Below are 12,203 nucleotides of genomic sequence, written 5' to 3'. Positions count from 1 at the left end.
CAGGATAATCCCCGCGCATGCCAAACCCTGCAAAGCACAGGGCTAGAAGCGGGCGACCGAGTTTATGAAGACTTCGAAGGCATCACCATCGGCCCCGAAATTGCGGCGACAGAGATTGTCCCGCTCAATGATGGCCTGGATGCAATCGGCCCTGATCTTGAAGGCTGAGACGCTCTTGTCTTGGTACGAGAGGAGAGCGTGTAATGCATCGGTCTCCCGTCGTCTTGCGCGGCGCCAGCACCTCTCACCTGCCGGGGCCGCCTCTACCTCGTTGCGGGCGTCTTCATATTCTTTGAACAGCGCCTCGACGTGCTCCATTTCCGACCGATCGTCAGATGCTGCACGCGCAACTTCTGGCGGCACAGCCGCCGCCAGAGACCCACTCAACACATTGCCGAGAAAACCTCGTCTGCCTGATACGAATAGAGGAGCATCGTCCACTTTCCGACTGTCCTTGATGATGTTTCGCGACCCTGTTTCACGCGCGCTTCGCCGGCCTATTGTTCAGAAATAGTTATAGCGGCCAGACGATCCATTTTTTCTTTAAGTGCCATGACGATCTCTGCATTCTGAGATCGCATGTTTTCTTGTGCCTGACGTGCAACCCAAGCTTTCACGTCTTCTGGCATGCGGAGTCCGAACGGCGGCTTTTTCGCCTTCACCTGCGTTCCCCCTTTAGCAACCATATAGTTACATAATGTAGCTAATTACACTTTGTAGTCATTGATGGCAACTGCATTTTGACTACAGAGTGCAGTCATGAAAACAGGCGGTGAAAAGATCGGAAATATTGCCCCATTCGGGCTCAGGATGTTGCCGCCACTACGGGCTCAACTCACGGCAGCAGCAGAGGAATCCGGTCGATCACTGAATGCAGAGATAGTGTCCCGTCTTGAAGCATCTTTCAAACACAGCGCTGTGGATGAGCGCATAGAAAGGCTGCTGGAAGCCTTCGAAAAACAACAGAAGGTCATCGATAAGCTGCTCGGTGAGCGCAAGCGCTAAGGCAGTCGCGGCCCGCGATCGGGTGCTACATCGCCCGGGCGCCACCAGAAGGCTTGCCCGAAGTCCTTCTTCATCCGCTGCTCGTATCGCGCGAACGACTGCCGGTAATTCGGATCGATCATGGCCTGGATTTGATCGAAGAGGAGACGGTCCGTTGCGATCTTCGAAAACCACAGCGACGAGCCGGGTGTCCACGCCTTGATATGCTGCGCCAGCATCTTACCGGTCATCTTCCCATCGCCAATGAGAGCCTGCGAGAGGTCGCCAGTTGCCGAGATGATGGTACCGGGCGCAGGACCGAGGATGTATTCCTTCAGCCCGTCGCCGCCGCGCGTGGAAGACGAATAGACGAGATCGCCGAGCATGCCGCCGCCACCGCCGCGGATGAAAGCCTGCGTCCAGAATTCCGGCGTGCTCATATCCTGCGGGTCGCGGCCTGCGACGAGGGACTGCATCTGTGAAGTGACCGCCCCGGCGATCGTCATCAGACCGACGAGCTTGGTGCCGGCAGCGATCTTGCCCCAGGCACCATCCTGAATCGCCGCGCGCATCATGTGCGTCATCATGAAGGTCATCGGGAAGGATTTGAACTGGGTGGCAGAGCGCGCGATTTCTCCCATGAACGTGCCGCGCTGCAGCCCCGCCGACATGGCGCCGCGAATGCGCGCGTCGGGCTCGATGACGGCAAAGCGACGCTCGTCGAGAATGGCAGACATCAGCCGATCGGCGAGCTCCTGATCCTCGACGCCGTTCACGTCGAAGAACTTGGCGCCATCTGCCTCGATCTGCGGGGTGGCGCGCAACTTGTCCCACTGCCTGGGCGTGAACCCATAGCGTTTTAGGAAGCCGCCGAATGCCGGATCAAGATCGCCAAAGGTGCGATCGGCCTGCCGGGCAATGAAGCCATTGAACTCCATCGCCCAGGCGCGTTTCAGCCCTTCGGTCCAAGCATTGATACCGGTGAGCCGCATCGTGGTATCAGCGACGCGGCCGGTGAAGCCTTGCCCCACCACCTCGTCAGCGAAGCGCCTCGAGCCCAAAGCGTGATCCATGATCGAGGCGGCAGTCAAATTGACCTGGCGCGCGATCGCCTCAGCTTCCTTGTCGTTGGCGAGATCGCGGACGAGACGGCCAAGAACGGCAGTTGCCGGAATGCCGTTGTGGTTTGCGGCCAGTGAAGCCGTGAAACTATCGCCGGGCAGGGCCGCGATCGTCGCCGACCCAAGGCGCGCCGCCGTCTGCAGGTTACGCAAGCCGCCACCGATTCCCGCGATCAGCTCGCTTTGCGCGACCCCGAGCTTTCCGGTCACCGCGTCATATGTCCGCTGCACCGCGGCCGGGCTGTTCATCGTCAGCGAGCGCTTGAGCTTGGCGCCGATCGCCTTGTTTCGAACCGCGTCATCCTCGCGGGCGACATCGAGGAGCCGGCGGAAATTGTCCTCGTAGTTTGGCCCGAGGATCTCGACGGTGGCGATCTCTCGCCCCATCCCGCCAAGGTGCCCCATCATCGTGTTGTAGAGCCCGCCGTCGCCGATCCCGTATTTCTGCATCAGGCGGATATAGGCGTCAGGGTTTTGGAACCGGAAGACGCGGAGCTGATTGGAGAAACCGCCGGCGCCGCTATTCGCCTTGCCGAGCGTGATATCCTTGTAGGCATTGGCGATGATACCGCCGACGGCAGCGCGCGGTGCCTCGCCCTGGCCCTGCTTGTCCATGACCTTCAGGTTTCCGGCCTCGAACTCGGTCATCAGGTCATGAACGAACTGCTGCTCCGAGAATTGCTTGACGCGGCTGCTGTCCCAGTTCTGCGGCAGGCGCCAGTCCTCAAGCACGGAGAGGGGTTTGCCGGCGCACTTCACCCTGGCAACGGCATATTCCGTCGTCTTTTTCCATCCTTCTGCGGCCGACCTTGCCGCATCGTCGCCGGTGTCCTCGCCGAACAGCTCGCGCACGACATTCCAGATGGATTCCGTGTCCTGTCTCAGACCGGCCAGCCGCGAGGCATATGGCTTCATCGCGCCATCCATCATGCCGAGGAGCCGCTTCGTCACGTTCTCGCTGTGGCCGTCGATGTGGATCGCGGTTCCCATGGCCGCGCCGCCTTCGAGATTGTCGCGGACGAGCATGCTCTGAAGGCCGACGGTCTTGCCGGAAGGGTGCTTCTCCATGCGGTCAATAGCGGACGCGTAGGCGATGGCCTGCTTCGCTGCCATCAGTTTGCGTTCCTGTGCCGCCTGCGCCATCACACGCGCCGCCTCAAGCGCGCTGGCGGCTTCCGCCGACGTTGGACCCATCGTTGGATACAAACGCCCCTGCAGTCCCTCGTGAAGGGCGAGAGCGTCATCGGCCTGCTTCTGAGTGATCTGCTTTGCAGCGACGAGTTTCGTCAGGCAGTTGGCAATGCTCATTGTGTCTGATCCCGTCCGATCGTGCAGGCTTCGATTTCAGCAGCGGCGGCAATCTCCTCGTCCGCCTCGTCGAGGATGTCGTCTAGCGAGCGCTCACCTAGACCGTCGCCCAAGTCGACCTTGATACCGGAACGCTCCGCACGCAAGCGTTGCGCGTCCATGATGGCCGCTTCCGCCGTCAACGGATCATCATCCAGCTTCTCCACCGCCTCAGGCGTCAGACGCTCCTCAGCGACCCGCAGCAGGTCATTGCGGCCGACGCGCTCAAGCGAGGACTTCAGGATATCGCCGGCGCCGAGCGCTTCGCCGAAGAGGCGCGGCCCGGCATCGTTCTTCATCGCCTCTTCCGCATAGTCGCGGAGGAATTCGGCGAGGCGTGCGCGGCCGACGGGGCGGCGGAGATCCATGTCGGAGAACATCGCTCGCGCCATGATCTTCGACAATTCGTCCGGACCGCCGAACATCTCAGCCTGATTGACCAGATCCTTGACCGTGCGGCCCTCGTCGCGTGCCTTCATGACCAGGCGGACCGCATTCAGCAGATCGTCGGTGATGTCCATTCCGGCGGGAATTTCACCGCGCGAGACGGCATCGCGCATCTTCGACCATGGCGCCGAGGAATCGGCAAGCGCACCGGCAATGCTCTTGATGTTGTTGTCGGTGTCCTCGAGCGCGCGGCCGAGCAAGACCGGCTCGCCATAGGCCCGGCCCATCAGCGCGGCGGTGATCCGTCGCTCACCGTCTTGCGACAGGAACCCATCCTTGTCGATCAGCGATCCTTGTTCCGAGCGCGGCAGCTTCGACATGAAACCGCGGGCGAAGGGCTGATTGCCGGCGGCTCGAATGTCCGACCCTTCGAGCATGTCGAGCAATGGACCATCAAGAAGCCTTGCATCGGAAAGCGCCTGTTCGGCTGCACCGAGGCGCATAGCCGTGGAGCGGTTCGCAGCGGTGACAAAGCCGACGCGGGCGGCATCTTCAAGATCCGTAACGCGCCGGGCGATGAGAACGGGATTATTCATCCCTTCGACATCGAAATTCTGGGAGCGTAGGAAGTTGCGGTAATTGTCGGCCGGCACGCCGCCCTGATTGTAGGCGCGGCGCAGCGCGAGCACCCGGCCATTGCCGCTTTCCACCAGCCCATCGGGACCGACGATCGGTGCACCGGACTCGGCCTGTGGCGAGAATCCGAGACGCTCGGGCTGCAGATTGGCGGCGATACCGGAAATCTGATCCTGCGACAGGGCGCGGGAACGATCGCGCGGCTGCAGTTCCGGCGGGAACGCGGGGTTCGGAGTGAGATCGTCGCCGTGAGAGGTGATGAGAGTTGACGCTTCCACCACCTCATAGCTGACACCGATGCTATTGCCGTCGGCATCATAGACACGGCCAGGGCGCGCGTTTGCCTGTGCGAAGGCTTCCGGCGGCAGCTCGACGGGACGGCTTGCCGTCAGATCGTCGATGGCCTTGGCAAGCGCTGCGCGGTGAGCGGACTCGCCCTGCACAGACTTGGAAAACCGGCTCTCTGGAATAGCCGCCTCGCGGGTCAGCACGTTTGCGGTGTCGCGCACGTGGCGGGGCCATTCGCCTGTCTTAGCGCGGTGCCACAGGTTGGCAAGCCCCTTGATACCGCCGCCGAGCACAGCACCACCGACGCCGGCTGCGCCAATCTCGAACAGAGCATCCCCGGCCGAGAACGTCGGATCAAGCCGCTGCTTCCGATCGATCGTCGCACCTTGAATGATGGATTCCGACGCCACGCCGATACCGGCCTCAGTCAATGCGGTGCGGAGAATGCCGGCGGATGCAGACGCTCCGAACCCGGCTGCAAGCAGGTTGATCGGATCCGTCATCGCCCCGCCGGCTGTACCGAGGAAGCCACCAATCGCCGAGGACCATCCTGTCGACCGCCTCTGCAAATCCTCTGAAGCGCCGCGCGCCTCGAGCGCTTTCGCATCGGCACGCGCGCGAAACTCTTCGGGTGTCGGAAAGGTCAGTTCGCTTTCGGGGTGGCTTCCCTTCCACGCGTCGAATTGCTTCTTCGCGACCTCCATCGCGTTGAAGTTCATGCTGTCGATCCAGCCGGGAAGGCGCTGCCCGCTTTCCTTGAAGAACCGGACCTGAAAATCGTTCTGCGCCGCAAGCGCGTTGCGGTGATCGGCGTTGGAATTCGAGAATTCCCGCATCGCGGTCCAGTCTGATTTCAGGCGCTCGACAAAGCCGGGATCAACGCCTTCGAACGGGCTGCGCGCCGCGACCTGCAGCGCGGACCGGATCTGCTGATCGTCAACAAGCATCGCCATCAGCGGTTCCTCAGATCCAGCACGAAGACCGACGGTTCAGTGTACGACCCCGGCGAAGGCTGGCGCATGACATAGGTGGGGTAGTCGGCATTCCCGAATTCGAGGATATATCGGCCGTCCGCAATCGCCCGTAGCCGGCCCTCATTCCTGAGATCGCTGGCGCGGACCGCCTGGCCGGAACTGGTGACCGCGCCCGCGAGATCCTGATCGGTGAGCGCGGTAAGCGTCTTGTCGAAATCGTCCTGTGTCTGGCCGTAGCGCGGCGCGATCACAGAATACCCGTTCATGTCGACAAGGCCGCCGGTCACTTCGGTGATTGCCTGCTGCATGCGCTCGTCGCTGAGCTGTCCGCTGGTGTCGCCGCTCTGATTGGAGAGATCAGCATAGCGAGCAGTGGCGGCTTCGAGGAGGGACTGCCGCGAGGCTTCCAGAGACGGAGCAAACGCCCTCGTCGGAAGAATGTCGTCGATTGCGGACAGATTAGCATCTGTCTTCGAAGGCGCGAGGCGCGGATTTTCCCGCAGCAGAGCAGTGCCGCGAAGGACACCTTCGGCGACTTCGGGGTTCTCCATCACCAGCGCGCCGGCCGCAGCCGTGGCCTTGCCATCGCCACTGGCAGCGATCTTGCTGAGCGTTGCCTGATAGGTGTCAGGGCTCAGACCTTGAGCCATGGCGCCGAGGAGCTGCACGGACTGCTGCGGCGTTGCCCCCGCGAGCGCTCGCTGCACCTGCGCCTGTATCTCTGGACGAAGCGCCGAGATGTTGCCTACCTCACCACGCGCGCGGAGCACGTCGACGCCGTTCTGATAGGCTTGGAACGACTGCGCCCAGGTATCGGGCTGCGACAGATCGAGCGGCGGGAGAGGGGGAACGATCCGGCGGTTCATGGCGTATCCGAGCGGATCGTCCTTGAGCGCCTGCGCGCGTGCCTTCTCGGCCTCTTCCATGCCCGTGATGATCTGCTGCTGCGCGATCGTCGCGCCGTCGGCGGCGTCCGAGCGAAGTGCGGATATCAGGTTTTCGACCTGTGCCGGCGCCATGCCGGCGATCGCCTCCGTTGCCGCCTGGCTGCTGAAATAGTCGGCAACCTGTTTCCGGAAATCCTGATCGTCGACGATGGCAAGTTGGCGCGTCAGAAGGTCGATGTCGCTCACGGCCGGCGTCAGGCCTTTGTCGTAGCCCGACTTGATGTCGTCGAAGAGAGCCTTGGAGTCGCGCGTCATCTCAGCACGGTATTCCTTGACCAGCTCGGGATCGACGGCGCCGGATTCGGCTGCGATCAGCTCACCGGACAGGCCCTCGAACTCAGCCGCCTTTGCCGCCATGGCGAGACGGTTATTCCAGCCATGTCCGCCCCGCGGATTACCTGGCGACCAGCCAGCCGGGCGTTCATAGCCGATCATGGCGGCGGTCGCTTCATCGACAGTGCGAGCAGCCTTCAACCGTTCGTAGGCAGCGCCCTCCGTCGTTTCCAGCTCGTGAAGAACGAAATCGAGCTGAGTAGAGAAGTCGTCGGGAGACGCGCCTCTCTTTGCAGCGAAAGCCTTGAGCGCTTTTGCGCGAGGACCGTTCCACTGGCCGAGGCCGATTGAGTCCGAACCGTCGGTTCCGTCGCCCGGATTGAGCGCCGACGTGTTCAAGCTCGACTCCTGCACGAGGTTGCCGATGATACCCGCCGCCATGACCGGGCTGCCCCCCCGGGCAATGTAGTGTTTCATCGCCTGCTGCATGCGGCCGGAAAGTTGAGGAGCGACAGAAACCGGACGGGACCGGCCAGGAGACGGGCGGTTGGCATTGCCAATCGCAGTTTCCGCCATCGCGACCTGCTGTTCGTTATCAGAGAGCTTGAAGGTCTGCAGCGTCCTTGCCATTGCCCGGGCGGAGTAGAGCTCCATTGCGCCGGCCATGTCCCCGCCGCGCGCCAGTTCCGCCGCGGTCAGATCGATATCGTCGTTATCGAGACCGACACCTTCTTTGAGGCGCTTCTGTATCGTCTTCGATCGATCCTGCGTCGGCTTCAGGTTGGCCTTTGCCTGGGCGGCGAAGCCGTTGATCCGCTCGTTGGCGAGCCCCGCATACTGGCGACGTTCGGCCGGCGTCAGGGCAAGCTTTTCGTCGGTGAGTATGGACCGCGAAATCTTCCTCGCTTCAGCGATTCCGCCGGTTGCAAGCGCGCGATCGACGGTGCTCAGCATGGACTCGGAGAGGTGCCGAGACTCCATGCGCTGAACAGCGATCTTGGCCTCTTTCTCGCCAACTACGAAATCAGGGTTGGTCGCGAGCTGATCCCATAGCGTATGAAGCTGCGATTGCTTCTGCTTATAGGCATCAGTTGACACGCCGCCGGCGCGCGCCAGCGCCGACATGTCGTCATCGAGGAGCTGGATTTCAGCTTTGATGTTGCCCTCGAATTCCTTCAGGTCCGCCGTTCGCTTCTGCTCGGACACTCCGAGAGCAAAGCGCGGCCCCTCGGTGTCGAGCATCGTCGTAACAGCGCCGCGGAAATCCTTCGGCACGGCGGTTAAGGTCTGGTCGCGGAACGCCTTCCACGAAGCGTTGAATGTGTCGACGTTGCCCTTCGCCTCGTTCTGCAGGGCGGTACCGCGAGCGCGGATGTCACCCGCCAGGCGGGCGGCATATCCCTGCTGCGCGGCGGCATTGTAGGCCCGGCCACGCGCCGAAATGTTCGACTGCAGATCGACCTTCAAATTCCCGTCGGCATCGCGATAGACCGCGTTCGCGCCGTCGTTGGAAGCGTCTGCCACATCCTTGCGCTCGAATACTTCTCCGGCCGCATCGAGCGCGTTGGCGATCTGCTGAAACGGGTTCGCGACTTCGGCAGGAGAGACCGAAGAGACGGGGCCGCGCGTGATAGCGCCGCGCGGCTGAATTTCAGGAAGTTTTGCCATCGATCAGCCTCCGAGAGCGTATGTGCTGCCGGAAAAACCACCGGACGAAGCAAACTTCGAAAGTCCGGTTGCCACACCGCCGAACAGCGCCATTCTTGCCGACGATCGGCGGAAGCGGGCATCATCCTCGTCCTGCCTCGCCTGCATGCGCTTCGAACCGACCTCGATCTTCCGGTCTCGATCGCTCGTTTTCTGCTGCTTTGCCTCGATCGCCATTTGCGTCGGCGAGTTGGCGCCGACCCCGGCGGAAGCGCGGATCGCCCGGATGTTTGAGATCGTCGAGTTCAGCTCGTCGCGATAGCTCGCATCAATCTGATCAGCCTGCACGCGGCCGACCTGCGCGGCGCGCTGCGATTGTGCCGCCGCTTGGTTGCCCGCCTGATATTGGCCGTAGGCGCTGACGAGACCGCCAGCGAGGCCGAGAACTGGTGCGATCGCTTGCATTAGACCGTCAACCTCGTTGTCAGTTCGATAAGCTTGAATTTGCAGGGGAACGTGGTGCCAAGATCAACGTCAGGATCGTAAGACCGACCGGTCTCGCGATACCGATATGTTGCGTCGCGCTCGGGAACCGGCTGTTCCATGTCCTCGCCACCGCGGTAGCTGCCGAAGATCCGGTTGCCGCAGCGAAACTCCTGCGTATCGCGCACCGTGATCAGCATCTTGGCAATCTTCCGCCGCTGCTCAGCCTGGCCGACCGGCTGACCGCCATCGAAATTGATGAACAGCGGGTGGAACGTCCAGTCAAACCGGAGACCGGCGATCACTTCGCCATACTGCGAGAAGCCGGAAATGATTCCTGTTTCAGGCACCGCGATTTCCCCGAAATAGAAACCGCCGGCGTATATATGGACCTCTTGACCTGCATAGAACTGCGTCACGTAGCCTTCGAGCGTCAGTTGGGAACCGTCATTCAGCGTGAGCGCGGAACCGTCATTGAGCTCGAGGAAGTCGGTCACGTCGCCGCCGTCAAACACGGTCGCGCAGTCGAACAGCAGGTCATAGTCAAGTTCTTCCGCAACGCCGGTCATCACGCCATTGATCGTGTACCGTGTCATGAAGACGACGCGGCCATATGTGCCGGTGATGCTCCGCACCTCGCCTTCACCATCCCATTTCAGCCAGCCGATATATTCGCTGTCGGAATTGAACTGGCCGACGACAACGGTTCCGTCAGCGTTCACCGCATAGATCTGCCGGGCCGGGAAGACGCTCGTCGCCGAGCTGACCGCGATCGACTTCACGCCCGAGAAAAGGTGGCGATGCAGGCGGTTCGCTTCCGTCGCGATGTATGGCCGCGCGGTCTGGCCTGTGGCGCTGATCGCATAAACCCCATTCAACGACTTATCGACGAAGATCACGCCTTCCGTCACCTGAATAGGCCTGATGTTGGCGATCTCGCTCGAGAAGATGATGCGGAACTCGACAGAGCCCGGCTGCAGCGGCGTGCCGACAGAAACCGGGATGTAATAGACGCCCTTGTCCGTGATGGCGAATTCGTCATAGCCGCCGACGATGTAATAGACCTGGCACTCTGCATCGATCGTCTCGAACATCGCGTCGTCGGGATCGCCGCCGACCTCGAAATCACGATTGTCGCCTGTCGCCGACCAGCAGACCGCATTCTTGAGTTGCGCGAAATTCGTGAAGATGAGCCGCTGGCGATCCTTCGAGACCGAGCGCGGCCACCCCCGATATGAGGAAATAAACTGCTCGTCCCATTGGACCGTCGCGCCCGGAGTCGTGGTCGAAAACGAACTGATCGTCGTCGTCGCCGTCGGGCCTACGAGCTTTTCTCCGTTCTGCGGAGTCGTGAGTTTTGTGATGGCAACCGCTGTCACCGATCCGGCGGCAACAGCAATCACTTCCGCCTTCACATTCGTGGTGTCTGTCTCGACGGTCTGGCCGACGGAAAAGCCATCGCTGCTCGGAACGTTGAAAATGAAAGTCGACGGCAGCTTTTCCAGAACCGTCGCCGTTCCGACCTTGGCATTCGTGACGCCGGTAATGCGAAGCTGCCGGCCGGCATAGCGGAAGATCGAGCCTACGTGCTGCGAGTTCAGGATGTCCTGCGAGAACGTGACCGTGATATTGCCGGTGAGCGCCGACGGCTTCAGCGTGATCCCGGAAGTCGCCGTGAACCGGAAGAACGGCGTCCGCACCGCGCCATCAATGCCGGTCGAAAAGCTGTAGTTGGCGATCGACCAGGCGCCCGTCGACGGTGACACGGAAATCACCTGCGTCTGTCCCGACCAGCACACGAAAATCTCGTTCTCGTCTGCTTCCCACACGAGCGAATCCAGATCTGCAGCAGCCCACGGCGCCGACAGGGAAGCAACGAGCGCGCCGTCCTCGGTCCGGACGCGAACGCCGCCGGCGACGAAAACGACGCGATAGGAGATATCGTCGAACGGCTTGAATTCGCCGATCACGCCATCCGCCTCGAAGAGGAATCGACGCCCCGGGCGTTGCGTCAGCCCGCCCGTATGCCTCGAAACCATGTTGCGGGCATAGCGCACCGCAGCGCGCAGCGCGTCGGTATCGTCACGCCTGATCGCGTCGGGGTCGATCTCTCCAGCGGAAAAATCACGCTGACGGATGACGATTTCCTCGAGGCTCATATCCGGCGAGTCCTTCGAGCTGCGGCGATCTTCGATTTGTAGATGTTGCGGGCCGGGTTCTGTTGGTCGATGTGCGGCCGCGCTTCCTCGAGCAGCAATTCAGCGCTCTGCTCACGCCGCGTCGCCTCCGAAAACTCCTCGTTCAGACCGCGCAGACAACCAGCTTCGACGTACCGTGTTAGCACCTCCTCAGCCATTGGGTGCCAATCCTGATCCGGCGGCATCTTCACGACGGCGGCATAGATCTCCGAATCGTAATTGCAGGAGAGCACGGTCCCGATGATCTCGTAATCGGTGAGGTTACGCGTATCCTTGAAGACCTCCTTCACATGCAGCGTGTTTTGCGGCAGGCGGAAGCCGTTCTTCGAGTAGCGCCGAGACTTGTTGTCGGCATCCGGGACGCGGACAAGCAATTCCGTCGTCATCGCAAATGGCCAGGAATGCCGCGCCGCGAGGAACCTGATCCACCGGTCGAATGCATCATTCGCCACACGGTATTCATCCGACGGATCGTTGAGCACGTTCACCGGATCATTGCCGGTGGCGATGAGGGCGTGATTGATGATCGTGAGCTTGTCCATGGCCGGGAGAGTGACGAAATCCGGATAGGCCAGCAAAGCACACAGAAAAACCGGGAGCGTTGCCACCCCCGGTTTCCTCAGCCAGCCGGTCGCGATGGTGAGCGACTGACCTCAGCCCTTCTTGTCTTCGCCCTTCGCCTTTTCGGCTGCTGCTTTTTCGGCGGCGGCTTTGTCCGCATCCGCCTTGGCCTTGGCGTCAGCAGCAGCCTTTTCGGCTGCTGCTTTGTCTTCCTTCGGCCAGGGCTTCGCGGCCCACTCGTTCGGGCACCGCTGCAACGCGGAGCGCGCGTCGATCGCAGCCATTTCGGCCGCGCCGTGTTCCTTGTGGTAGATCGTCTGCTTGTCGGGCATCGTTCTCGTTTCCAGTTGCGCCTAA

The 12,203-nt window shown here is 61.6% G+C and carries 10 protein-coding genes; 1 reads left to right on the top strand and 9 read right to left on the bottom strand.

The features are described 5' to 3' along the window. Positions 1-42: 42 nt before the first annotated feature. Positions 43-441 (bottom strand): hypothetical protein, encoded by a 399-nt coding sequence (locus SJ05684_RS14665; RefSeq protein WP_157211959.1) that lies wholly within the window; start codon positions 439-441, stop codon positions 43-45. Positions 442-497: 56 nt separating this feature from the next. Then, positions 498-662 carry an Arc family DNA-binding protein gene (locus tag SJ05684_RS14660; protein ID WP_244426609.1) on the bottom strand — a complete coding sequence of 55 codons (165 nt, stop codon included), beginning with the start codon at positions 660-662 and terminating at the stop codon, positions 498-500. A 97-nt stretch (positions 663-759) separates the two neighbouring features. On the opposite strand from SJ05684_RS14660, the gene SJ05684_RS14655 reads away from it, so the two are divergent. Next, positions 760-1,005, top strand: coding sequence for an Arc family DNA-binding protein (locus SJ05684_RS14655; protein WP_083846090.1), 246 nt, complete (start codon positions 760-762; stop codon positions 1,003-1,005). On the opposite strand, the gene SJ05684_RS14650 is transcribed toward SJ05684_RS14655, so the two are convergent. From SJ05684_RS14650 to SJ05684_RS14620, 7 genes are read right to left on the bottom strand one after another with little or no spacing between them, the layout of a single operon-like run. After that, complete coding sequence (locus SJ05684_RS14650) at positions 1,002-3,413, bottom strand: hypothetical protein (RefSeq protein WP_034853168.1); 2,412 nt, start codon at positions 3,411-3,413, stop codon at positions 1,002-1,004. The genes SJ05684_RS14655 and SJ05684_RS14650 overlap by 4 nt on opposite strands. Next, positions 3,410-5,716, bottom strand: coding sequence for a hypothetical protein (locus SJ05684_RS14645; RefSeq protein WP_034853169.1), 2,307 nt, complete (start codon positions 5,714-5,716; stop codon positions 3,410-3,412). The genes SJ05684_RS14650 and SJ05684_RS14645 overlap by 4 nt, the downstream gene beginning before the upstream one ends. Beyond that, a complete protein-coding gene (locus tag SJ05684_RS14640; protein ID WP_095694280.1) occupies positions 5,716-8,625 on the bottom strand; it encodes a phage tail tip lysozyme in 2,910 nt (969 codons plus the stop codon). Before SJ05684_RS14640 ends, SJ05684_RS14645 begins: the two co-directional genes overlap by 1 nt. Before the next feature lie 3 nt (positions 8,626-8,628). Beyond that, entirely contained in the window at positions 8,629-9,069 is a 441-nt protein-coding gene (locus SJ05684_RS14635) for a hypothetical protein (RefSeq protein ID WP_034853173.1), read from the bottom strand. Then, a complete protein-coding gene (locus tag SJ05684_RS14630) occupies positions 9,069-11,246 on the bottom strand; it encodes a phage tail protein (protein ID WP_034853174.1) in 2,178 nt (725 codons plus the stop codon). Before SJ05684_RS14630 ends, SJ05684_RS14635 begins: the two co-directional genes overlap by 1 nt. Then, a complete protein-coding gene (locus SJ05684_RS14625) occupies positions 11,243-11,893 on the bottom strand; it encodes a hypothetical protein (RefSeq protein WP_244938006.1) in 651 nt (216 codons plus the stop codon). Before SJ05684_RS14625 ends, SJ05684_RS14630 begins: the two co-directional genes overlap by 4 nt. 45 nt (positions 11,894-11,938) lie before the next feature. Further along, the gene (locus tag SJ05684_RS14620; protein ID WP_034853188.1) at positions 11,939-12,178 is read right to left on the bottom strand and encodes a hypothetical protein; all 240 of its coding nucleotides are present in this window, start codon (positions 12,176-12,178) and stop codon (positions 11,939-11,941) included. Between the last annotated feature and the right edge of the window lie 25 nt (positions 12,179-12,203).

Origin of the sequence: Sinorhizobium sojae CCBAU 05684 (assembly GCF_002288525.1) — a bacterium.
Lineage (GTDB): Bacteria > Pseudomonadota > Alphaproteobacteria > Rhizobiales > Rhizobiaceae > Sinorhizobium > Sinorhizobium sojae.
This window is presented reverse-complemented; position numbering and strand designations above follow the sequence as displayed.

Bases quoted from the DNA above. Each gene is read 5' to 3' on its own strand.
- SJ05684_RS14655 (WP_083846090.1), top strand. From the start codon at position 760: ATGAAAACAGGCGGTGAAAAGATCGGAAATATTGCCCCATTCGGGCTC.
- SJ05684_RS14650 (WP_034853168.1), bottom strand. From the start codon at position 3,413: ATGAGCATTGCCAACTGCCTGACGAAACTCGTCGCTGCAAAGCAGATC.
- SJ05684_RS14645 (WP_034853169.1), bottom strand. From the start codon at position 5,716: ATGGCGATGCTTGTTGACGATCAGCAGATCCGGTCCGCGCTGCAGGTC.
- SJ05684_RS14640 (WP_095694280.1), bottom strand. From the start codon at position 8,625: ATGGCAAAACTTCCTGAAATTCAGCCGCGCGGCGCTATCACGCGCGGC.
- SJ05684_RS14635 (WP_034853173.1), bottom strand. From the start codon at position 9,069: ATGCAAGCGATCGCACCAGTTCTCGGCCTCGCTGGCGGTCTCGTCAGC.
- SJ05684_RS14630 (WP_034853174.1), bottom strand. From the start codon at position 11,246: ATGAGCCTCGAGGAAATCGTCATCCGTCAGCGTGATTTTTCCGCTGGA.
- SJ05684_RS14620 (WP_034853188.1), bottom strand. From the start codon at position 12,178: ATGCCCGACAAGCAGACGATCTACCACAAGGAACACGGCGCGGCCGAA.